General features: G+C 69.1%; 14 protein-coding genes and 1 pseudogene. 11 read left to right on the top strand and 4 right to left on the bottom strand.

Going from position 1 to position 23,040, the window contains the following annotated elements; translation table 11 throughout:
* Positions 1-49: 49 nt before the first annotated feature.
* The 5 genes from ACWDR3_RS19780 to ACWDR3_RS19760 all read left to right on the top strand — a co-directional run bounded on the left by ACWDR3_RS19780 (position 50) and on the right by ACWDR3_RS19760 (position 6,347).
* A complete protein-coding gene (locus ACWDR3_RS19780) occupies positions 50-487 on the top strand; it encodes an OsmC family protein (RefSeq protein ID WP_450353791.1) in 438 nt (145 codons plus the stop codon).
* A 504-nt stretch (positions 488-991) separates the two neighbouring features.
* Positions 992-1,495 (top strand): DUF4365 domain-containing protein, encoded by a 504-nt coding sequence (locus ACWDR3_RS19775; protein ID WP_450353790.1) that lies wholly within the window; start codon positions 992-994, stop codon positions 1,493-1,495.
* 8 nt (positions 1,496-1,503) lie between these two features.
* Positions 1,504-2,589: a hypothetical protein gene (locus ACWDR3_RS19770; protein ID WP_450353789.1), complete on the top strand. Its 1,086-nt coding sequence runs from the start codon at positions 1,504-1,506 to the stop codon at positions 2,587-2,589.
* A 30-nt stretch (positions 2,590-2,619) separates the two neighbouring features.
* Positions 2,620-3,231, top strand: coding sequence for a hypothetical protein (locus ACWDR3_RS19765; protein WP_450353788.1), 612 nt, complete (start codon positions 2,620-2,622; stop codon positions 3,229-3,231).
* The gene (locus ACWDR3_RS19760) at positions 3,228-6,347 is read left to right on the top strand and encodes an ATP-binding protein (protein WP_450353787.1); all 3,120 of its coding nucleotides are present in this window, start codon (positions 3,228-3,230) and stop codon (positions 6,345-6,347) included. The genes ACWDR3_RS19765 and ACWDR3_RS19760 overlap by 4 nt, the downstream gene beginning before the upstream one ends.
* Positions 6,348-7,024: 677 nt before the next feature.
* On the opposite strand, the gene ACWDR3_RS19755 is transcribed toward ACWDR3_RS19760, so the two are convergent.
* The gene (locus tag ACWDR3_RS19755; protein WP_450353786.1) at positions 7,025-7,843 is read right to left on the bottom strand and encodes a siderophore-interacting protein; all 819 of its coding nucleotides are present in this window, start codon (positions 7,841-7,843) and stop codon (positions 7,025-7,027) included.
* 110 nt (positions 7,844-7,953) lie between these two features.
* Between ACWDR3_RS19755 and ACWDR3_RS19750 the strand changes: the two genes are divergently transcribed.
* Genes ACWDR3_RS19750 through ACWDR3_RS19740 form a run of 3 tightly spaced genes read left to right on the top strand, consistent with a single transcriptional unit; the run spans position 7,954 to position 11,868 of the window.
* On the top strand, positions 7,954-8,826 hold the full coding sequence (locus ACWDR3_RS19750) for an ABC transporter ATP-binding protein (protein WP_450353785.1): 873 nt from the start codon (positions 7,954-7,956) through the stop codon (positions 8,824-8,826).
* Positions 8,823-9,797, top strand: coding sequence for an ABC transporter substrate-binding protein (locus ACWDR3_RS19745; protein ID WP_450353784.1), 975 nt, complete (start codon positions 8,823-8,825; stop codon positions 9,795-9,797). Before ACWDR3_RS19750 ends, ACWDR3_RS19745 begins: the two co-directional genes overlap by 4 nt.
* A 4-nt stretch (positions 9,798-9,801) precedes the next feature.
* On the top strand, positions 9,802-11,868 hold the full coding sequence (locus ACWDR3_RS19740; protein ID WP_450353783.1) for an iron ABC transporter permease: 2,067 nt from the start codon (positions 9,802-9,804) through the stop codon (positions 11,866-11,868).
* 3 nt (positions 11,869-11,871) lie between these two features.
* Here the strand turns inward: ACWDR3_RS19740 and ACWDR3_RS19735 are convergent, their stop codons facing one another.
* Positions 11,872-14,238, bottom strand: a complete 2,367-nt coding sequence (locus ACWDR3_RS19735) for a glycosyl hydrolase family 95 catalytic domain-containing protein (RefSeq protein WP_450353782.1) — start codon at positions 14,236-14,238, stop codon at positions 11,872-11,874.
* 150 nt (positions 14,239-14,388) lie between these two features.
* A complete protein-coding gene (locus ACWDR3_RS19730) occupies positions 14,389-15,324 on the bottom strand; it encodes a PfkB family carbohydrate kinase (protein WP_450353781.1) in 936 nt (311 codons plus the stop codon).
* 279 nt (positions 15,325-15,603) lie between these two features.
* Between ACWDR3_RS19730 and ACWDR3_RS19725 the strand changes: the two genes are divergently transcribed.
* From ACWDR3_RS19725 to ACWDR3_RS19715, 3 genes are all read left to right on the top strand, one after another.
* The gene (locus ACWDR3_RS19725) at positions 15,604-19,518 is read left to right on the top strand and encodes a metallophosphoesterase (protein WP_450353780.1); all 3,915 of its coding nucleotides are present in this window, start codon (positions 15,604-15,606) and stop codon (positions 19,516-19,518) included.
* The gene (locus tag ACWDR3_RS19720) at positions 19,515-20,693 is read left to right on the top strand and encodes a HupE/UreJ family protein (protein ID WP_450353779.1); all 1,179 of its coding nucleotides are present in this window, start codon (positions 19,515-19,517) and stop codon (positions 20,691-20,693) included. Before ACWDR3_RS19725 ends, ACWDR3_RS19720 begins: the two co-directional genes overlap by 4 nt.
* A gap of 327 nt (positions 20,694-21,020) precedes the next feature.
* Positions 21,021-22,871, top strand: coding sequence for an ABC transporter ATP-binding protein (locus tag ACWDR3_RS19715; protein ID WP_450353842.1), 1,851 nt, complete (start codon positions 21,021-21,023; stop codon positions 22,869-22,871).
* A 21-nt stretch (positions 22,872-22,892) separates the two neighbouring features.
* Here ACWDR3_RS19715 and ACWDR3_RS19710 read toward each other — a convergent pair.
* Positions 22,893-23,040: pseudogene (locus ACWDR3_RS19710) on the bottom strand (dienelactone hydrolase family protein); the annotation flags it as partial.

The raw sequence follows: 23,040 nt of genomic DNA, 5'->3' as shown, positions 1-23,040 counted from the left end.
AAGGGGGACGTCCGCGGTCTCCCGGTCGGGCCGCATTAATGTCGTAGGCATGACCGACAACTCTCTGCGCACTGTCACCGTCGAGCGGACCGCCCCCGGACGCTTCGTCGCGACCAACGCCCACGGCGGCACGATGACCTTCGGCACCGGCTCCGATGCCGACGACGCCGCGTTCACCCCCGTCGAACTGCTCCTCGCCGCGCTCGGCGGCTGCACCGCGGTGGACGTCGACGTCGCGACCAGCCGGCACGCGGAACCCACGAAGTTCACCGTCACGGTCAATGGCAACAAGGTCAGCGACGAACTCGGCAACCGCATGACCGACCTCGCGGTCGCCTTCTCCGTCACCTTCCCGGACGGCGAAGGCGCCGACCGCGCCCGCGCGATCCTGCCCCGCGCGGTGAAGACCTCCCACGACCGACTCTGCACGGTCAGCCGCACGGTCGAGATCGGTACGCCGGTCACGTCTACGGTCGAGGACGTGTGACGGTGCCAGGAGCGGCCTGACTCGGGTGGCCGTCCTTCTTCGATCACCAACACTCAGACCAACCAGTGGGCGGCCAAAAGCAGCCGGAGTGCGAGGTATGGGCGGGTGCCTTGAACCATGCCGACCTCAACACCCTCAAGCAGCGAGTGTTCGAGACGCCATGGCGCGAGTGGAACGCGGTCCAACTCTCGGTGATGGATCAGGAGGAAGCGGTGCTTCCTCGAACTGGGCTGCAGTCTGATATGCCTCGGCCGCCGGCGAACCTCATTCTGAAACGATCAGTAAGTCTCCCGGAGCACAGCGAGCGGGCGCGGGGGCCGGGCGGCCGCGAGGAGCATCAGGACGCGGCCCGCCCCTACATCGCATCAGGGATGAACAGCTGCCTTCCGGCCATCGTTTCGCAGACCTGTCGGAAGGTCTGTTATGTGGCCCTGACAGTCGCTAGCCCGTCCCGTAAGCTTCCGGCTACGGTGTGCCACCGCAGGGGGACATTGGGGGGCTTTCGTGCTCGATGCGAAGCAGCATCAGGGCAAGTTCGGCGAAGACTACGTCCGTGTGCTGGCCTCTGCGGCAGGGCTGATCGTCGTGCAAGGCGATCTTGACGTGGACGGGGTCGACCTCGGGTTCCGCGCCACCGGCCGCTACGGACGGACGATGTCACCCACTGTCGAGGCTCAGATCAAGACATGGTCGAAGCCGTCCGTATCGTCCGGCCACCTGAACTTCCGCGGGCTCAACGAGCGGCAGTTCAACAAGCTAGCCGGTCCCGACTTCACCGTGCCCCGGTTTCTGTTCGTCATCTGTGTCCCCGCCGACAAGCAGGCGTACGCGGCCATGAGCACCGACGGTGTGCTGCTCCGTCACCTCGGCTACTTCGTCTCGCTCCGCGCCGAGGAGCCGATCAAGGACCCCGACCGAAACCGAAAGCGTCCGGTCAGAGTTCCGACAGCGAACGTGCTCACCGCCGCCTCACTGCGCCGGCTCGCCGAGACGCAGTCCGACTGGTAGGGGAACCGATGACGATTCCGCTGAAGGTCGACGACATCGCCAGCTATCTGGCGGAAACGGGCTGGGAGCGGGATCCGCAAGGCTGGCGCGGAGCGAGTGTGTGGCAACACCCGGGAGACTACGAGGTGTTGGTACCCGCTCGCGACGGCATGGGCGACAGCGACCGCCGATTACAGGAGATCCTGCGCTGTCTGTGCGCGCTGGAGGACCGGCCGGCGAGCGACATCGCCCTGGAGATCGCCAGACCGCAGCTGGACAAGCAGTCCTTCCGCACGTTTCCCACCGGCCACGACCCCGGCTACACCTCACTGCTGCTGGGTACGCAGACGGTGCTGGGTGTCCGCAACCTCCTGACGACGGCGGCGCGCACCGTAGTGCAGGGTCCGCACTTCGCCTTCGCCGGCCGGCAACCGGGCGTGGTGGGCGACCTCTTGCGCGCGGCCGAACTCGGCCCCTCCCGCGCCGGGAGCTACGTTGTCGAGATCCGGGTGGCGGCGGACGCGACGGCCTGGACCCCGAGCGGGGAGCAAGTCACCGGTCGGGCCGTGCTGGTTCAGATGCTGGAGGCGGTGAGCGCGGCCCAGGCAGCCGTGGCGGCGGACGCGCCCGCCGCCTTCGACGAGACCGTCACGGCCGGCGTCTCCGCGGATCTGTGCAAGGCGCTCAGTGAGCTATCCGGTTTCAAACGGAGCGAGCCCTTCGAGATCGGCTTCCGGTGGGCGCGCTCGCAGCCACTCGATGTGCCGTCACACGTCGTCGCGTTCCCGGAGACCTCGGGATCGCTACTGCACGCCGCGTCCCTGCGGCTTCGCGGCCTCAACGCCACCGGTGCCGCGACGCTCTCCGGTGTGGTCGAGGGGCTGCACGACGACTCCTCCGGCAACGACCGGTGGCGGATCAAGGTCCGCGGTGAGTTGCGCACCGAGCACGCCGAACTGGTCCGGCGGGCCGTCTGGGTGCGGCTCCCGGACCAGGCCTCGTACGACCGCGCGATCACCGCGCATCGGGAACGGCAAGTGATCACCGTCATGGGCGAGTTGTCCAGCATGACCGGCCGGGTGGAACTGGTGCCCGGGCGGGGGTTCGACATCTGACCGGATTTCGGCTCATCGAGGAGGGGTACTGTGCCGACGGAGTTGGCTGTACGGGATCATGCATCGCTGTTCGCCCTGATGGTGGTCGCACGGCCGGTGACCAACCGTGAACTGCGCGAACTCGCCGGCCTGGAGATCACCGCGGCGGTGCGACGGCGAGTGAACCAGGATGCCGAGCGGATCGTGACCAGGAAGCACGGTGCGGTCAACACGCACCAGCTCACGACCGCGGGCCGGACCTGGTGCGAGTCCGCTCTGGTGGCCGGACGCCCGGACGGAGCGAAGTTTCCGGCCGGGGTGCTTTATGCGGTGCTAGACAACGTCGGACAGTACCTGGCCCGCTCGGGCACCAAGTTCGGCGAGTTCTTCCAGCCCGATGCCGAGGCCTGGATCCGCGCGGTCTACACGGAACTCACCGTCCGCCGGAAACCGGGCAGTTGGGTCAGACTGTCGGCGCTGCGCCCATGGCTCGAGGACCTGCCGCGAGGGGCCGTCGACGCCGAACTCGACCGGATGATCGAGCAGACCGACGTACAGCTGATGGGCGAGCTCAACCAGCGCACGCTCAGTGACGAGGACCGCAAGGCCGCCGTCGACATTGGTGGCGAACCCCGCCACCTGCTGCGGATCGGACCGGCGTGAACGGGGAACTCGCCGCCCTGGAGACGCTGTACATCAACACCGCGCTGACCCAGGAAGAGATCTGGACACCAGTGACCTCTTACCACGTCGACGGCCTTCATCCTGAGGTGTTCCGGCGGCTGGGGAGGGCGATCAGCGCCGTCGAGCGTGCCCACTCGCCGGTTGCGGCCGTGGTGCGTGGCGAGAGCGGCTCGGGCAAGACGCATCTGCTCGGCTGGACCCGCCACGAGATCCAGGAGCGCGGCGGCTCCTTCTTCTACATCAAGCTTGTCACCGGCCGGAACTTCTGGGAGAGCGCCGTCGACAGTCTCGTCGACAGTCTCTACCGGCGGGACGAGGGCGGCCAGGAACAACTGAGTCGCCTGCTCGACGAGCTTTCGCGCCGGGCTCGCCTCGACCCGGACACCCATACCGCCGTCACTGGCCGGCGCGAGTTGACGCGCGCCCATGTCGATGCGTTCGTTCGGGGGATCCGGACCATCGACCGGCAGGTGGGCAACGAGGCCGCGGACACGGCCCGCGCGCTGGCGCTCCTGGCCTCCGCAGGCGATCCCGTGGAGATCGGCAGGGCCTACTTCGCGCTCAACGACGACGACGGGGACAAGCGCGCCGCCTGGGGGATGTCGCCGGGCGGGCGACAGGCCCAACTCGTCCTCCGCGATCTGACGCGCCTGTTCGCCCTGGCCGGACCGCTGGTGTTCGCCTTCGACCAGCTCGACACCCTGGTGTCCGCCGCGGAGACGTCGTCGCTGACGTCGGCCCCTTCCGGCGAGGGCCGGGCCGCCAAGCGGCTGAGCAGTGAGATCGCCACCGGCCTGATGCAACTGCGGGAGGAAGCCCGCCGGACCCTGATGGTCGTGGCGTGCCACGAGGACACCTGGGAGCAGATCTCCCGGGAGGCGGTCCGGTCCGCCCTGGACCGGTTCGACGTTCTGCCGACACTCGGCGCGATTCCCGACGAGGCCACCGCCGCCGCCATCGTGAGCTGCCGCTTTCGGGCCTCCTACGAGTCGATGGGGTTCGCCCCGAGATATCCCACCTGGCCGGTCACCTCGGCGGCGCTGGCCGAAGCCCCGCACCGTTACACCGCACGGCGGCTGCTCATCCGGGTCCAGAAGCACATCGAGGCGTGTCTGCAGACCGGCAAGGTGGCCGAACTGCTCTCCCTGGCAGGCGCAGAGCCCACGGCGGCCGCACCGCCCGCACCGGCGAGGGCCGTCAACCTGAGCACCCTGACGGAATCCTTCGACAAGCTCCGTGCCGAGGCGGACGACCTCGGGCCGCTCGACCCCACGACCGAGGACGGGTTGATGCCAGCTCTGCTGGGCGCGGGGCTGCGGAGTCTGCTCAGGGAACTGGGCGCCGACGAGACGCGGTTCTCGATCGAGACCGACTTCGGCCGCAAGGCGGCGTTGCATGCCCGGTTGCGCTATGTCGTGGACGAGGCCAGCGAGAACGAATTCCACTGGTCCTACCGGGCGATTGCCGCGAACAACGCCATCGCCGCCCAGAACCGGATCCGTAACGCGGCCGTGGAGGCCGGCCTGACGGCCGACCTGGCGAGCCGCCGGCTGATCCTGCTGCGGAACATGCCGTACCCGAGCGGCCCCAGGACCAAGGACATCAAGGACGACTTCGAGGCGCGGGGCGGGGTGTCGTTACCGATCGGCGCGGCCGACCTCCGGACCCTGGCCGCCCTTCGGGCCATGTTCGACGACCGTACGTCAGGCCTGGACGAATGGCTGCGACGGGAGCACCCCGCTTCCCGCATCGAGGTTTTCGCGCCGGTGCTGGGAGACCTGCGGCACCATCTCGGCATCGCGACCACAGAAGTCGGCTCCGGGGTGGCGGTGGATGCGGCGGGCACACCGGAGGACGCCGCCGAGCCCGCTCGTACCGAAATCGTCGTCGGAACCACGGTCCGGGGAGGCCGTTCGTTTGCGGTACCCATGGAAAAGCTCCGGATGCACACCGCGGTGGTGGGCGCGGCGGGATCGGGCAAGACGGTCCTGATCAAGCGACTTGTGGAGCAGTGCGCTCTGCGCGGCGTCTCGGCGATCGTGCTGGATCCGAACGACGACCTCGCACGGCTCGGCGACCCCTGGTCGCGCCCGCCGAAGGGTTGGACGGACGACCATGAGCGCGACGCCCGACGCTATTTCACGGATGTCGAAGTGGTGGTGTGGACACCGGGCCTGAACCGGGGACGTCCGATCTCCTTCCACCCGCTTCCCGACTTCGGTCCCGTCCTTGACGACGAGGACGACTTCCCGCGTCTGGTCAGGTCGACCGTGAACTCACTCGCGCCACATGCCGGTGTACGCGGCGGCAGTGCTCGCGCGATCCAGCAGCTGGGGGTCCTCAAACGTGCCCTCGAACGGTACGCGCGCGACGGCGGCAAGAACCTGGCCGGTTTCGTCGAGCTGCTCGCCGAACCCCCGAGTGACATCGTGAACAGCAGGACCAGTCGCTTCGCGGTTCAGATGGCGGACACGCTGGAAGCCGCGATGGAGACCGACCCGCTGTTCGGGGAGTCCGGCGCACCCGCCGATCCCGGCATGCTCCTGATCCCGTCGCCGGGGAAGGCCGCCCGTATTTCGGTGATCAGCTTCGTCGGCCTGTCCGGCGACGGACCGGCCCAATTCGTCAGCCGCCTCCAGGCGACCTTGTTCTCATGGTTCAGGGCACACCCGGTCGGCGACCGTGCCCTGGGCGGGCTGCTGGTGATGGACGAGGCGCAGAACTTCGTGCCCTCCGGCGCATCGAATCCGAGTACGGAGAGCACGGTCGAACTCATCCGCCAGATACGCAAGTACGGCCTCGGGATAGTCCTCGCCTCACAGCTCCCCAGGGGGATCCACAACCAGGCGCTGGGCAACACCGCGAACCAGTTCATCGGCCGGCTCACAGCAGTCGCCCATGTCGAGGCGGCCACGGCCATGGCCCAGGCGCGGAACGCGGTCCTCGACAACCTCGCCGGTCTCAAGGCCGGTATGTTCAACGCGGCAGGCGAGGGGACCGGATTCAGCAAGATCGAGGTGCCGATCTGCCTCAGTCACCACGATGTGCCGCTCACGGAGGACGAGATCGTCGAGCGAGCCCGCCGGGGTACCTGAGCGGTCGCGAGGTGGTGAGCGCGTCCTGGCCCGTGCCGAAACCCTGACCTGCACGCGCCGGATCGCCTCAGCCGGCGCTGCCTGAGGGCTGTCCCGCAAGGATCCTGACTCCGAGCTGAGCTGACGGGCGATAGGTGTCACAAAGGCGGGCTTGTTGTCACCGAGGTCGGCGGCCGCTCTCCCTTTACGGAGAGTCTTGACCGCTGAATTCGGAGTCGTGTCCCCCCGGCGGGCCGATGTGGTCGGCGTTCCGGAAGCCGTGTGATCGCGGCACTCACTGCCAGCCCGAGCGTGACACCGACAGCGGAGCCAACGCTCTGCGCCCAGGCATCGTCGAGGGAGCCGGGCAGGACGGCTCCTGTGAGCCGGCCGGCTGCCGACAGGACTGCTAGCGCGGCGAGTGTGGCCGTCCAGCGGTATCGCACCCCGTCGATGATGTCGCCATAAAAGAGGAGCAGCAGTGCCATGCCGAACTCAGCATCCCAGCCGATCGCGGTGAGTCCGGCCCCGAAGGCAAGCACGCACGCTCTCAACGCGCTTGAGGAGTTTGTGATCCCGGACGACGGCGTGGTCCTGCAACCCCGTCGTGTCTACCTGGGGACCACGGTGGAGGAGGTCGGCGGCTCGGAGTTCGCGGCTGACCCTGGTGGTCGTGAGGCCGTCACCTCGGCCGATCGTCAAGCCGCCTGGTGCTCCTCGTGTCGCCAGAATCCCGAGAAGGTGATGCGTTCCTTCGGCAGGCCCGCCCGCCGCAGGTGCCGGCGGCCCTCGGTGGCCAGCGTGGACTCGCCGACGACGAAGGCGTAGCCGGTCTCGTCGGCGGGGGAGTGGCGCAGTAGTTCGCCGAGGGCCGCGGTGCCGGGTACGGCGGTGGGGTTCTCGCGGACGATCCAGGTGACGGTGACTCCGGCCGGGGCGTCGAGGGCGCGGCAGTCGTCCGCGGTGGGCACTTCCTGGATGATCCGGCCCACCGTCTCGCGCGGCAGGGAACGCACGATGCCGGTGGTGGCCGGCAGTCCGGTCTCGTCGGCGACGACCAGGACCTCGGAGGCGTCCGGCGGGCAGTCGAACAGGAGCCCCTGGTCGAGCACCGCGAGGGCGTCGCCGGGACGGGCGCTGCAGGCCCAGATCGCCGCTCGTCCCGCGAGTTCACCGGTGGGGCCGTGGTGCACGACGAAGTCGATGTCCATCTCCGCCGCCTCGGGACGGAAGTCGGCGACGGTGTAGTTGGCGCAGTGCGGCCGCACCTCTTCCGGCATAGCCAGGTAAGGCGGCCACCAGCGCGAACCGGTGAACTCCGGCAGGTGCAGCCGCTCTTGGTGCGGGAGTTGGAAGAAGAGACGGAACCAGTGGTCGTAGCCCTGCCAGGGGAACTCGGAGAGTTCCGCCCCCGTGACCGTCACGCGGTGGACGGAGGGGGTGACACGCTGGGTGCGCGCGACTTCGGCGCGGAACATCCCGGGCTGCTGCGGGACCAGTCTGCGGATCTTCGCCATGCAGGAAGGTTAGCCTAACCTTCCTGGGTCGAGTCCATCCCTGCTGACCTGGCACCCCCTCCGGTGCCCTGTGGACACTAACGCTAGTTAGGTTAGGCTAACCTTCGCTCGTGAGTTCTGGTGAAGAGACGAGCGAGCCCTCCCGTCTGCGCGGACACGAGTTGATCGCGCGGGACGTGACCGTGGCGTACGACGGAACGGACGTCGTGCACGAGGCGGCGATCACGCTCCGTCCCGGGCATGTGACCGCGCTCGTCGGCCCCAACGGCAGTGGCAAGTCGACGCTGTTGCGCACGCTGGCCCGATTGCAGCGCGCCCGTACCGGCGCCCTTGTGCTGGGTACCGAGGGTGGCGACACCGCCGACGGACTCGCTCTGACCGTCCGTGAGTTCTCCCGCCGGGTCGCGCTGTTGACCCAGGGCCGTACCGCCCCGAGCGGCCTGACCGTGCGGGACATCGTGGAGTTCGGCCGTTATCCCTACCGGGGGCGCTGGGGCAGGGTGGACCCGGACGGAGCGGCGGCCGTGCGGCGGGCGCTCGCCCTGACCGATGTGGAGAGCCTCGCCGACCGGGGTGCCGAGCACCTTTCGGGCGGTCAGCTCCAGCGCGTCTGGCTCGCGAGCTGCCTCGCGCAGGACACCGGAGTCCTCCTGCTCGACGAACCCACGACCTACCTCGACCTCCGCTACCAGGTCGAACTTCTCGATCTCGTACGGGACTTGGCGGACGTTCACGGCATCGCCGTCGGTGTCGTCCTGCACGACCTGGACCAGGCGGCGGCCGTCGCCGACTGGATCGCCCTGCTGCACGCGGGGCGGATCGTCGCCGACGGCGCGCCCGAGGACGTACTGACCGCCGAGCGCCTCACCGAGACGTACGGCATCCGTATCGAGGTCGACACCGACCCGCTGACCGGCCGACTGCGCACCCGCGCGATAGGCCGCCATCACGCACGTACCGAAAGGCTCAGCACCACCTCATGAGACGTTCCCTCGCAGCTTTCGCCGCCGTGTCCGCCGCTGTCGTGCTGGCCGGGTGCGGGACGACCGAACCCGCCGCCGACAGCTCGGAGCCGAGCGCGAAAAGCATCACCCTCACCGACGCGAGCGGCGCGAAGGTCACGCTCGACGGGCCCGTGAAGAAGGTCGTCGGCACCGAGTGGAACGTCGTGGAGAGCCTCGTCACGCTCGGCGTCGACCCTGTCGGAGTCGCCGACGTCAAGGGTTACAAGACCTGGGACACCGCGGCCCCGCTGAAGAACACGCCCAAGGACATCGGCACTCGCGGCGAGCCCAGCATGGACACCATCGCCGCGCTCTCGCCGGACCTCATCGTCGCCACCACCGACCTGTCGGCCGCAGCCGTCAAGCAACTGCGCAAGATCGCACCGGTGTTGGAGGTGCGCTCCGCCAAGTCCGCCGACCAGATCGGGCAGATGGAGGAGAGCCTCGACCTCATCGCCGAGGCGACCGGCGCCACGGACAAGGCCGTCGCGGCGAAGAAGGCCTTCGACGCCAAGGTCGCCGAAGGGAAGAAGGCGCTCGCCGAAGCGGGTCTGGCCGGCCGGAAGATCGCGTTCGCGGACGGTTGGGTCGCGTCGAACCAGGTGTCCGTGCGTCCCTACACCAGCGGTTCGCTCCTCGGTGCCGTGAACGAGGCGATAGGGCTCAAGAACGCCTGGACCCTCAAGGGCGACGCCGCTTACGGTCTGGCCGCCACCGATGTCGAGGGCCTGACGAGCCTCGGTGACGTCGAGTTCGCGTACATCGGCAGCAAGGCCGAGAAGGCCAGCGATCCCTTCTCCAACGACCTTGCGAAGAACGCCGTTTGGAAGTCGCTACCGTTCGTGAAGAAGGGGAACGTACACCGACTGCCCGACGGCATCTGGATGTTCGGCGGTCCGCAGTCCATGCAGGCGTACGTCGACGCAGTCGTCGCCGCTCTCACGAAGTAGCGCCATGACCGTCACCGCACCAGCTCCCACCACCGGCACGCCCGCTGTCAGTTCAAGGATGGGCGCGACCGCGGTGACGGCCGTGCTCGTCCTCCTCGTCGCGGCCCTCGCGGTCGTCGACATCACCCAGGGCACGGCGGCCGTCGGCCCCGCCGAGGTGTGGAAGGCGCTCACCGGCCACGCCGACTCCGCCGACGCGTCCGTCGTGATCTCCTCGCGGCTGCCCCGCATGACCGCAGGGCTGCTGGTCGGCGCCGCACTCGGCATCGCGGGCGCGGCCCTGCAGTCCGTCACCCGCAATGTGCTCGCCGCGCCCGACACCCTTGCCGTGAACGCCGGTTCCTACCTGGCGCTTGGCCTGCTCAGTGTCACCGGCGCCTCGCTGCCGTTGCTCGCCTCCTCCAGCGTGGCGTTCGTCGGAGGGCTCGGCGCGGCGGCCGTCGTCCTCTCCCTGTCCGGCCTCGGCACGGGCACCGTCCGCCTCGTCCTGGCCGGCAGCGCGCTGACACTCGGCCTTTCGGCGGTCACCGAGGGACTGCTCCTCCTCTTCCCCGAGCGGACCCAGGGCCTCTACCAGTGGAACCAGGGCAGCATCGGCCAGAACGGCTACGACGGCGTGATGCAGATGGCGCCCGTCGTCCTGGCCGGACTCGTCGGACTGCTGCTGGTGGCCCGCCGCGTGGACGCCCTGGCCCTCGGCGACGAAGCAGCGCGCGGCATCGGGGTCCCGGTCCGGGCCACCAGGATCACGGTCGTGGTGCTCGCCGCGCTGCTCTCGGCGGCGGCCGTCACCCTCGCCGGACCCATCGGCTTCGTCGGCCTGTGCGCACCCGCCCTGATCCGGCCGCTCGCCCGCTACATCCGTCCCTTCGTCCGCACCCGGCTCAGCCTGCCGGTCGCCGGACTGGCCGGTGCCGCCCTGGTGCTCGGCGCGGACGTCCTGCTGCGCGCCCTCGTCTCTGCCGAGTCCGCGGTCGCCGTACCCACCGGAGTCGTCACCAGCCTCCTCGGCGCGGTGTTCCTCATCGCCATGGCCCTGCGGGTACGCGACACCACCACCGCGACCGGGCCGGAACGCCTGCGGATCCCCACCAGAGCCGTGTTCCTCACGACGGTGACGGCACTCGTCGCCGTCCTGATCGCGGTGGCCGTCGCCGGAGTCCTGCTGGGCGACACGAAGTTGCTGCTGGGAGATGTGGCCAACTGGGCCCAGGGCAGGGCCGCGCAGTCCGTCTCCTTCGTCCTCGACACCCGCGTCCCGCGCGTCCTCGCCGCCCTCCTCGCGGGCGCCGCACTGGCCCTGTCCGGCACCCTGGTCCAGGCCGTCACCCGCAACCCGCTCGCCGAACCCGGCACGCTCGGCGTCCTGGGCGGCGCCGCCTTGGGCGCGGTCCTGCTCGTCACCACGGCATCGGCGCCCGGATCCTGGGGCGTGGCGGGCGCAGCTTTCGCGGGCGCTGCCCTCACCGCGGTCCTCGTGTTCGGACTCGCGGCCCGCGGCGGATTCGGGCACAACCGGCTGGTCCTGGTGGGCATCGGCGTGTCCGCCGCCACGACCGCGCTCATCAGCCTCCTCATCGTCCTGACGGACCCCTTCAACGCCACGAAGGCACTCACCTGGCTGTCCGGTTCCACCTACGGCCGCACCCTGCCCGACACCCTCCCGGTCGCCGGCGCCCTCGTGTTGGGCCTCGCGGTGGCCGTCGCGCGACGCACCGAGCTCGACCTCGTGTCCCTCGACGACGACACGCCCGCCCTGCTGGGCCTGCGCCTCGCACCGGCACGGCTCGGATTCCTGTTCGTCAGCGTCCTGTTGAGCGCCACCGCGGTCGCCGCCGCGGGCACGATCGCCTTCGTCGGCCTGGTCGCCCCGCACGCGGCCCGCACCCTTGTCGGCCGCCGCCACGCCCGAGTCGTACCGGTGGCGGTACTCCTGGGCGCGGCCCTCGTCGGCACGGCGGATCTCCTCGGCCGCACGGTGATCGCACCGGCACAGCTGGGTGCGGGCCTGATGACGGCGGTCATCGGAACGCCGTACTTCCTGTACCTGCTGGTCCGGACTCGGCGCTAGGCCCTAGGTCGCGAGTGGCAGCCCCCAACGGGGCGCGTCCTCGTTCGGCTGTACGGGGGTGACGGTCAGGTCGGGCCGGTCGCCCCGGGCGGTGATCAGCGCCGACTCGCCCTTCCGCAGGGCGACTTGGATCGCGCCGTCGCCCGCGTCGGAGTGGCGGAGGGTACGGCCGTGCCCGTCCCGAACGTCGATCGGTCCCGTCAGCCCGTGCCGTACGACGCAGGGGGCGCCGGCCTCGCTGACCAGCCGGACCCAGCGGGTGGTACCGCTGCGGCGACGGGCGCTGAGCAGAAAGGCGCCCTGCGTACGGAAGTTGTGCACGGCGAGGTCCGCCCAGGCGGCGGGCAGAGCGGGGAAGACCCGGATGACTCCGCCCCACGACTGGCACACCATGTCGTGCAGGGACTGTGCCGCCGACAGGGGTGTCTCGATGACCGGCCCCGACTCCTTGTACATGGTGTTGGGCTGGATGAAGCGGGTCATCAGCTCACCGAGGTACTTCAGCGCGTCCTCGCCCTTGCCGAGCAGCGCCGAGATCGAGGCGGCGCCCGTGAAGGTGTAGCCCTGGAGGGCGCCTTCGAAGCCCACCCAGTGGGCCAACGACCGCTCGATCAGGGCGCGTTCGTCGGGGGTGCGGCCGGTCACCTCGTACAGCGGGTAGACCGCGAGGAGGTGCGAGTAGTGGCGGTGCGACTTCGCGAAGGGGATGTCCGCGCCGATCATGAAGCCGTTCGCGTCCGTCGGATAGGGCACGCGCTTCGCCAGTACTTCGCGCCATCGCGGGGCCAACGGGTCCTGGACGCCGAGGAGTTCGGCGGATTCGAGGAGGGTGCGGCAGCCCCAGGTCAGGAGCATCAGGTCGTAGTTGCAGTCGCGCGAGTTGCCGCCGTACTCGGGGGAGAACGTGGCGGGTAGATGCAGCTTGCCGTCCGGGCCGGGTTCGAGGAAGTGCAGGTAGTAGTTGATCGCCTTGCGCAGGAGTGGGAAGAGGACATCCCGGAGGATCGACTTGTCCATCGTGTGCCGGTAGCTGAGCCAGACGTTGTGCAACGCCCAGGTCAGGTCGCCGACTTCGGGGGTGGGTGGGTCCTGGCCGGGGATGCCGACGCCGTAGCCGGTGAGGGTGCCGGCGGCGCCGTTGACCAGGTGGGGGTCGGTGGTGCGGGGGATGCCGAGCGAATCGTTCCGGTAGGGCTGGGCCACCTCCTTGGCGAGGTTGTCCCGGAACTCGCTCAACGCCCGTGTGATCGCGTCGAGTTCGAGGTGGTTGGAGCCGTGGATGAGCCAGTACTCCAGCTGGGCGTTGAGGTTCCACCAGGTGTTGGGCCAGGGTGTGGGCTCCAGCCAGGGGCCGCTCGTCGCCATCACCGGGGCGTCCCGTCGGGCCGCGGAGGCGGTCTTGTAGAGCTGGATCCAGTAGAAGCGCTGGATCCGGGCGTCGGGAAGGGACAGGAAGCTCTTGCGGTAGTAGGCGTGCCACCAGGCGCGGTGGTCCACCGCCAGGGCCGAGTAGGGGAGACGTGCCGCGGTGCGGACGGTCTTGAGGGCCCTGTCCAGGGCGGTGTTGCGCGGGTACGAGTGTGCGACATGCACGTACAGCGTGCGGGTCCGGCCCCTGGACTGTTCTCGCCACGCGGTCACGTGCTGCCCGCCCGAGAGGAGCGGTTGCACGGCGGCGGTCACTCCGTCGTGGTCGGCCACCTCGGCGGGCGGGTTGCCCTGGTAACCGTCCGGCAGCGGCTTGAAGGCGGCGCGCGGACTGATCGCGTCGGCGGGGTGGAACACCCAACGGAAGTCGCGCTCGCCCGCGGTCGGCGTCACCTCCACGGCGAGGACCGAGCGGTCGTTGTGGACCAGGGCGCGGAGGGCCAGGCTGCCCTTCTCGGTGGTCAGCGTGCCGGTCAACTCGGCGTCGTGAAGCGACAGTCGCCAGTCGAGACCGGTGATCGTGCCGACCGGTTCGAGCGTGAAGTACCCGATGGGCAGCCGCGCCAGGCCGAACAGCGAGCCGAACTCGGGGCGGTGGTCCTGTACTTCGGAGTGCTGGACGTTGAAGCGCACGGCGGTCGAGGCGGAACCGGGCTCGGCGTAGATCCCGGAGCCGAGGAAGCCGTTGCCGAGGAAAGGGCCCTCGTACCAGGTCGTCGGCATGCGCTGCCAGACCGGATCGGCGTCGTCCAGAACGGTGCGCCAGGGGTCGGCCGGATGTCCGGCCAGGTGCTCGGCGGGGTGTCCGGCAGCGGGTTCGGCGCGATCGGTCGCGCTCGCCTGCGTGGTCGTCAGGCCCGTGGCGAGGAGGGTGCCGCCGAGGGCGGATCCGGTAGCGAGGACGGTACGTCTGGACGGGGCGTGCTCGGAGGGATTGGGCATGGTGCCTCCAGGCGGCTCGGATGATTCATCGGATCTATCCCGTGACGCAACATAGAGATGGGGGTGACGCGAGTCAATGCGGAGGGATTGATCCGATGTGTTGATTACCCGGGAGCCAACGGGCCACCCCGCCAAGCGGGTTGAGGAGGCTCAGTCCGACTCGGCCGTTGCCTGGTCCGTCAGCATCCAGGCCCGCGTCCCGAACGAGCCGGACGCCCGCGAGGCCACCAAGGCCGCGTCTCGGAGTGCTTGCGTGAAGCCCTCCGACGTCAGGGTCAGGCGCCCGCCCTCAGCCTGAGCCGCGAGGTAGTAGGCAAGCGCTCCGTGCAGCACATCCCCCGCGCCCAACGTGTCCGCCACCCGGACCGCGGGCACGTCCACCGTGCCACCGCTCTCGGGCCCCGCCCACAGGATCGGCTGCTCTCCGCGGCTGACCGCCGACCACGCGACCCCGTGCTCGCCCAGGAACCTCAGCGTGTCCGCCGGGGTGCTCACGCCGGGCGGGTGGAAGTCGGCCGAACAGACGGCGACGTCGATCCACTGCAGTAGGTCCGGCGTGCCGTCCTTCCAACTGCCCCCGTCGAGAAGGGTCGTGCATCCGGCGGCGCGCGCCGCACGGGCCACGGCCACGGCGAGCTCCATGTGGTGGCCGTCGAACTCGACGACATTGCGCCCCGCCACCAACGCGTCGAGGTCGTCCGGCGGGGTCAGTCGGTGAGCTGTGGCGTTGGTCGAGGCGACGGCGCGGTCCCCGGTGGACGCGGTCACCAGGATGGAGGACACCGCGGGTGGCTCCACCGTGTCCGACGCGAGATCCGAGACGGTGACGCCCAGCCGGTTCAGGTCGGTCGTCACTCCGAGGCCCAGGGGATGGGAGCCGATCGCGGTCAACAGCTCGGCCGTGCCGCCGAGATGGCTGAAGGTCACGGCCGCGTTCGCCGCCGGACCTCCCGCGGCGAGGGTCTGCTCACGGGCCGTCAGTTTCTCGTTGGAGGCCGGTACATGGTCCACGAGCTGGATGACGTCCAGCGTGCACAGCCCCACGAACAGCCCGACCGGGCAGTTTCCTCGTTCCGTCGTGCTCACGTGCCGGCACCTTCCTCTGCCCGGAAGCCTGATTCGCTACACCCGCCCCAGTATCAACCAGAGGCCCCTTCTCCTCGTCGTTCACCGCTGCTTCACTCGCGTTCACCTGCGCCACCCAGGCTTTGCCATGGGCATGTCGTGCAGCGGGTTCGTCGACATGCCTTTCACCTTGCGACCCACCTTGCAGCGATCAGGAAGGGCGACCTGATGAGGCCAACTCAGCGGCGAAGACGGCAAGATGACGGACTGGGGCTGCATGTCACGGGCCGCCTCGTAGGAGTGGTCCTCACTGCCCTCCTGCTCGTCAGTGGCAACCTCACCACCGCCTACGCCGACACGGATCCGGAGGAGCGCGCCTCGGATCGGGACAGGTCCGCGGGGGCCACGAGCCTGCCCACCCTCACCCCGGGCGAGGGGTCCTACCTGGAGGGCACGCAGAAGGTCGCCGCCGTGCCGACCCTCGCCGGTGACTCGGTGACAAAGCTCGCGGTCGACGGCAAGGCGATCGACGCCGAGCGGACGGTCGGTGTCTCCCGGCTGAGCTTCGACGTCGGCTCGAACTCGACGGAGGCCCGCTACCACAACTACGTGCTGGTCAACGGCGACTACCGGATCGACATCGGCGATCTCGTCAACCAGCGCGGCACGCTGGAGATCCCGAACCAGAAGCTGGTCAAGGGCGAGAACCGCATCGAGATCTTCGCGGGCACGGTCGACAGCTCCTGCGGCGTCAACTACGACGACTTCGTGCTCTCCGACATCAGCCTGGACCTGCTCGGCGAGGTCGCGGACGGTGAGGAGAACGAGTACACCTACTCCTTCGGCGACGGCAGTTGCGGTACCAACACCTCGCTGCTGACGAAAGCGACGCTCAGCTTCTTCGTGCTGGGCGACCCGCAGGGCACCACCGGTCTCACCACCGACCTCGACTCAACGAAGCTCACCAACGGGCAGCACACCCTGTCCGCGACGACCACCTCGGGCAAGTCCGTCAAGAACAAGGTGACGGTCAACAACGCCCCTGCCGGAGCACCGCGGTTGCTGCCCAAGGACGGCACGCTCGTGGCGGGCCGTCAGTCGGTGTTCGCGAACTTCCCGGCCGGCACCGAGGGTTCCGTCGACGCGCTGACCGTGGACGGCGCCGCGCCCGCGGCCTACCCGCAGCTCGGCAACGGCGCGGCCACCTTCTCCTTTGACGTCGGCGCGAACTCCATCGACGACCGCTACGACAACTACCTGCTCGTCAACGGCAAACGCATCGACCTCGGCGGCACGTGGGTCAGCCAGCGCGTCGACATCGCGATCCCGGCGCGTTTCCTGGTGCCCGGCGACAACGTCATCAAGGTCGTCACCAGCCCCTATAAGGAGAGCTGCGGCAACAACCGCGACGACTTCGACATCGCACATCTGGCCCTCGCCCTGGACGGCGCCACCGTCACCGGCCACGACATCGCCGACACGTACGCCATGGGTGACGGCACCTGTGGCACCACCGACACGCGCCTGCGCGAGGCGGAGCTGCGCTACACGATCGACGCTCCGGCCGTGCCCGTCACCGAGACCCTCGGCTCCGGCAACGCGACGCTCGGCTTCACCGTCGGCAGCAACTCGATCGAGGCCCGCTACCAGAACTACCTCCTGATCAACGGTCAGAAGCACGTCCTGGACGGCGACTTCGTGAGCCAGCACGTCGATCTGGCGCTGCCGAACGAGTGGCTCGTCCCCGGCTGGAACACCGTCGACTTCGTCACCGGCACCTACGCGACCTCGTGCGGCGACAACCGCGACGACTTCGCCCTCTCCGGCATCACGCTCACCCCGGCGAGCGGCACCGCTGAGGGCCGGATGCTGAAGGGGTCGTACAGCTTCGGTGACGGCAACTGCGGTGACAACGTCAATCCGTTGACGGAGGTCGACCTGGAGTTCTTCGTCGACGGTCCGGCCCAGGGGCTGCGCGCCGACCTCGACACCAAGAAGATCGCCGACGGTGCGCACACCCTCGCCGCGACCTCGAAGAGCGGCAAGACCGCGACCCGTGTCCTCGCCACCGACAACTCGGCGCCCCGGGTGGCCTCCAGCACCCCGGCCGCCGGGCAGAGGATCACCGCTTCGGTCGTCCTCGACGTCCGGATCGACGACCTGTCCGGCGTGGTCAGCGGGCCCGACGTCAAGCTCGACGGCCGCCCGATCCAACCCGGCGCCTCCGTCGGCCCGGGCCTGTCGGCAGGCGAGCACACCCTGTCTGTGTCCGGTACGGACAGTCTGGGCAACTCCGGTATCAGAGAAGTGAAGTTCAGCTCCGCCGGTATCCCCGACGCCCCCGCCGACCTCACCCCGAAGTCCGGCACCACCGACGCCGGCAAGAACGTCACCCTCTCCGCCAAGGTCGCGGAACCGGACGGCGGCAAGGTCAGCGCCACCTTCTCCGAGGCCGAGATCCTGACCCCGGGCCGGGTGTACCAGGGCACGGCACCGACCGTCCCAACGACCCTCAAGGTCAAGGGCGAGCGCAGGGTGAAGGCCTCCGGCCTCGAACCCGCCGACGGCAAGACCCTCGACGCGCCGGCCGCCGAGGACGTCACCTTCCAGCGCTTCGACGTCGAGGTGAACGGCCATGTGGACGCGCCGGTCCTGCGCTGGGAGGGCGTCATCGACCCCGAGCGGCTCGCCGCCCTGCGCGTGTGGAACACCGCCGCCAAGCGGTGGGACGTCCTGACCAGCACCCGCGGCGCGGCCGACGGCGAGACCGTCCTGACGACCGTCGTCGACCGCAAGTACATCGACCGCAAGCAGATCCACGTCATGGTCACCGGCGAGGACCCGTTCGCCGACGACATCGACGCCGGCGACCCGAACTCCTTCGCCGACCCGGACTCGTACGACTTCTCGATCGTCCACTACACCGACACGCAGTACCTCTCCGAGGGCGCGGTCGAGCAGGAGACGCCCGAGGAACGTGCCGTGTGGGAGAAGGCGTACGGGGATGTCTCGCGCTGGATCGTGGCCAACAAGGACCAGCGGAAGATCGCGTACGTCGCTCACACCGGCGACATCATCGAGAACAACATCCGCAAGCCCGCCGACGAGGCGACCCAGAAGCAGGTCGTGGGCGAGATGGAGGTGTCGTCCGAGCAGCAGAAGATCCTGGACGACGCGGGCGTGCCCAACGGTGTGATCGCGGGCAACCACGACAACCAGTCGGGCACCGAGAACGGCCCGGACGCCATCTACAACCAGTACTACGGCCCTCAGCGCTACGAGGCACTGTCCAAGGGCTGGGAGCACGCCGAGTACGGCGGCCCGTGGCGCGCGGGCGACAACCAGAACCACTACGACCTGTTCTCGGCCGGCGGCCTGGACTTCGTCGTGGTCGGCCTGTCGTACGGGGTGACGCGCGAGGAGGCCGAATGGGCCGACTCGATCTTCAAGCGCTACCCCGACCGCAACGGCATCCTGCTCTCGCACGACTACCTCGCCCCGAGCAACAACCCCGACGGACGCGGCGCCGCGTTCTCCCCGCCCGACGGCTCGATGCTCTACAAGACGGTCGTGCAGAACAACCCGAACGTCTTCTTGATCCTCGCCGGTCACGAGCACGGCGTCGGCACGAACGTGAAGCCGCGGGTCGGCGAGGTCGCGCACGACGTCGTCGAACTGCTCGCGGACTACCAGTTCTACACGGTCTCCGCGGACCGGCTCGGGCTCACCGAGATCGGCGGCTACCAGCCCGACACCCAACTCCAGTTCGGCGCCAGCTTCTTCCGGATGCTCCAATTCAACGTCAAACGCGCCGAGTTGACCGTGGACACCTACTCCCCGCTGCTCGACGAGTTCGGCTCCACCGAGTACGACACCCTGCACCGGTACGACGGCACCGAGGACAACATGGTGCTCCCCGTCGACCTCAGCAGCCGCACGACGACCTTCCAGACCGACTCGCTCGCGCTCTACAACCCCGTGAGCGTCATCGGCAGGGCCAAGGTCGACTCCGGCAAGGTCGCCTCGGTGACCTGGAAGGGACTGCGGCCCGGCTCGACCCACGCCTGGTTCGTCACGGCACGCTCCACCGGCGGCGGCGTGACCGCCTCCCAGCCGAGCGTCTTCGTCACCAAGGACGCCCACGGCCGCCCCGGCACGTGGGGGCCGGACGTACCCGGCTACGAGTGGTTCACGTCGTCCGAGGATCAGCAGTGACGGCGTCTTCGAGGCCGGCGCGCCCGTTCACCTCGCGGGCGCGCACCGCGCTTCTCACGGTCGTGGCAGCCCTGTTGGCCGTGCTCACCGCCGGCCTCGTCGATCCCGCCCCGGCCGCCGCACACGACCTGACCTCGACTGCATACGCGGAGGTGACGGGCAGCGGAGCCGGCGTGAAGGCGGACCTCGAACTCGAATACGACCTGCTGATGAAGTCGGCCTGGCTGTACGCCGAGGCGTACGAGGCGAAGGGGCGCACCGCACAGCGGCACCAGCTCCGGATCAACGCCGAGGCGGTGACGGAGTACGTCACGGCACGCTTCGCCCTCACTCACGACGGCAAGCCCTGCACGCCTCGGCTCGCTCAGGACGCCGATGTCCGCACCCGCGGCACCAAGCCGTTCGCCGTCCTCAGTCTGGTCTATAACTGCCCTGGCACCGGCGGCACTTACGCGATCTCCAGTGCGCTGTTCCCCGACGCCGAGAGCTTCGTCCACAGCACCCAGACGATCGTCCACTACGACCTCGACGGCCGGCGTGGCTCCCAGGTGCTGACGGCCGGTGACCCGACCGTCGAGACCGGTGGGCACCACGAGTCCCACCAGATCGCGGAGTTCTTCCTGCTCGGCACCGAACACCTGCTGTTCGGCCTGGATCACATCCTCTTCCTGCTGTCCCTGCTCATTGGCGCCCGGACCTTGCGCGAAGTGCTCCTGACGGCGACCGCCTTCACCGCCGCGCACAGCGTCACGTTCCTGCTGGCGGCGACGGGTGTGGTGCACGTGCCTGCGGCGTTCGTGGAGCCGGTCATCGCCGCGTCCATCGCGGTCGTGGCCCTGGCCGGCATCCTCCTGCGCGACCGCGAGGGGAGCGGACGCTGGCGGCTGCCGACGGTCTTCCTCTTCGGCCTCGTGCACGGTCTGGGTTTCGCCGGGGCGCTCGGCATCGACGAACGCTGGTCCTGGGAGCTGCTGTTGTCGCTGCTGAGCTTCAACGTCGGTATCGAAGCGGTGCAGTTGGGGATCATCGCCGTCGTCTTTCCTCTGCTGCTGCTCCTGCGCCGGACCACCGTCCACCGCTGGGTGCTGCCCGCGCTGACCGCGCCGATCGTGGCGGTGAGCCTGTACTGGTTCTGGGACCGGGTGCCGTTCGGGGGCGTGCCTTTCGCCTCTTAAACTGTCCTCAATTTCCCCTCCTAGTGTTTTCCGTGTCGCAGCCGAACGGCTTCGACAAAAGGAACTAGGCAGCGATCGAGCTGCACATGGAGGAACCGTGGCTTTCACGAAGGTCGTTCCGGTCAAGTCCACCAAGCCTGCGAAGCCCGCGAAGGGCAAGCCGGCCAAGCCGGCGAAGCCGCGTAAGACCCGGCCGGTCAAGTAACGCAAACTGTTGAGGCGGGCCCGCGATATTCAGTCGCGGGCCCGCTTTTCCATACCTGCGCATCTCTTATGTCCCCCACAAGAAAGTCCTCTACGGTGACTTCGTACGACGACCGGCAGACAATGCGGCTGCGGTTGCGCCCGGCGCCGCACGTCCCAGGGCGCCACCGTAGGACGACGGCGACAACAACCACGTCGGCGGTCGGCTTGACGGCACGTCAGGCATTCGCCCGTTTCTGGCCGTTGACGAAGGGCGACCGCCACCGGCTGGCGCTGATCTGTCTCTGCGTCACGGTCTCGGCCCTGTGCGAGACCGCCGCCATCCTGCTTTTCGGTGAACTCACCGACCATGCCCTGCGGAAGGGCTCGTTGGGAGCCTTCTGGGGACCGGCGGGAAAGTGGCTGGGCGTCGCGGTGATCGGGGCTGCGGTCGGCTACTTCGGCAACTCCCTTGCCGTATGGACCGCGGAGCGATTCGTCATGCGGCTGCGCGCCCATGTCTTCGGACATGTCCAGGGTTTGCCGCCCGACTTCTTCCAACGGCATCGCCAGGGCGATCTGGTCGAGCGGCTCACGGGAGATGTGGAGGCCATTGAGGAGATGGTCGTTTCGGGCGTCGTCGGCACCATTTCGTCCGCCTGCAATGTCGTCCTGTTCTCGGCCGCCGCTCTCTGGCTGCGCTGGGATCTCGCGCTCGCCACCTTCGTACTCGTGCCGGTGCTGTGGCTGACCGTGAGGAGATTCTCCGGGCCGTTGAAGTCCGTGGCCCGCGACGAGCGTGTCGCCGACGGGGCGATCACGTCCGTCGTGGAGGAGGCCCTCGGGAACGTCGTCCTGACCCAGGCCTACAACCGGAAGGCAGCCGAGGAGAACCGGCTTCGCCGGGAGGCCCGGGCGTGGATGCGGGCTTCCGTGAGCGGAGCGCGCATGAGCGAGCTCTACGAGCAGTTGGTGGAGGTGATCGAGACGCTGTGCGTGCTCGGCGTCATCGGGCTGGGCGCGTGGGAGATCTCCGAGGGCCGCATGACGCTGGGTCAACTGCTCTCCTTCTCGGCCTTCTTGGGCTACCTTTATCCACCGCTCCGCGGTCTCGGCCAGCTCGGACTCACCGTCACCGCCGCCACCGCGGGTGCGGAACGGCTCCTGGAGATCCTCGACGCCGAGGCGGCCGTCTCCGACCCGGCACCGCACCGGACCGCCCCGCCGTGGCGGGTCCACGGCACGCTGCAACTGGACCGGGTGGGCTTCCGCTATCCCGGACAGGGGTCGGCCACTCTCAGCGAGGTGTCCCTGACGGCCCGGCCCGGCGAGTTCGTCGTGGTCACCGGCCCCAGCGGCGCGGGCAAGTCGACGATCGCCAAGCTGCTCCTGCGCTTCTACGACCCGACCGAGGGGCGCGTCCTCCTCGACGGCGTCCGCCTGGACGAGGTCGCGCTGTCCTTCCTGCGCGAGCAGGTCACGCTGTTGCCGCAGCAGACGCTGATCCTGCACGACACGATCCGAGAGAACATCGCCTGCGGCCGTCCCGGATCCACCGGCCAGGACATCGAACAGGCGGCGCGAGCCGCGGCCGCCCACGACTTCATCACCGCTCTTCCGGAGAGCTACGAGACACGGATCGACCCGCACACCGCCCAACTGTCAGGCGGCCAGCTCCAACGCATCGCGATCGCCCGTGCGATGCTGCGCGACGCGCCGGTACTGATCCTCGACGAGCCCACCACCGGGCTGGACGCCCTGGCCGCGCGGCGGATCATCGGCCCCCTGCGTCGGCTGATGTCGGGCCGAACCACCCTGATGATCACCCACGACCTGCGACTCGCTCCGGAGGCGGACCGCATCGTCGTACTCGACCGGGGGAGGATCGCGGAATCCGGAACTCATCACCAACTCCTCGCCCTGCGTGGGGTGTACGCGGAACTGCTGGGCGCACCGCGAGGCGTCCGCTTCGGCAAGACCGAGCCGGGTTTCTGAGAACCCGTCTTTGAAGCTGGGTCATGCCCCCAGCTCTTCCGTCACGGGCAGGCACTCGGCGAGCAGGTCGACGACGTCGCGCCAGGCTCGCTGCGCGTGCTGTGGGTGGTAGCCGACGCCGGGGACCGTGGGGTGGTCGACCGGCGGATGGTGGAAGGCGTGCAAGGCC

The sequence above is a fragment of the Streptomyces sp. NPDC001002 genome (assembly GCF_053599215.1).
The sequence above is the reverse complement of the archived record's forward strand: the minus strand, read 5'-3'. Positions and strand labels throughout refer to the sequence as shown.

Coding starts and splice junctions, on each gene's coding strand:
- ACWDR3_RS19780 (WP_450353791.1), top strand. CDS start 50: ATGACCGACAACTCTCTGCGCACTGTCACCGTCGAGCGGACCGCCCCC.
- ACWDR3_RS19745 (WP_450353784.1), top strand. CDS start 8,823: ATGAGACGTTCCCTCGCAGCTTTCGCCGCCGTGTCCGCCGCTGTCGTG.
- ACWDR3_RS19755 (WP_450353786.1), bottom strand. CDS start 7,843: ATGGCGAAGATCCGCAGACTGGTCCCGCAGCAGCCCGGGATGTTCCGC.
- ACWDR3_RS19740 (WP_450353783.1), top strand. CDS start 9,802: ATGACCGTCACCGCACCAGCTCCCACCACCGGCACGCCCGCTGTCAGT.
- ACWDR3_RS19735 (WP_450353782.1), bottom strand. CDS start 14,238: ATGCCCAATCCCTCCGAGCACGCCCCGTCCAGACGTACCGTCCTCGCT.
- ACWDR3_RS19770 (WP_450353789.1), top strand. CDS start 1,504: ATGACGATTCCGCTGAAGGTCGACGACATCGCCAGCTATCTGGCGGAA.
- ACWDR3_RS19715 (WP_450353842.1), top strand. CDS start 21,021: ATGCGGCTGCGGTTGCGCCCGGCGCCGCACGTCCCAGGGCGCCACCGT.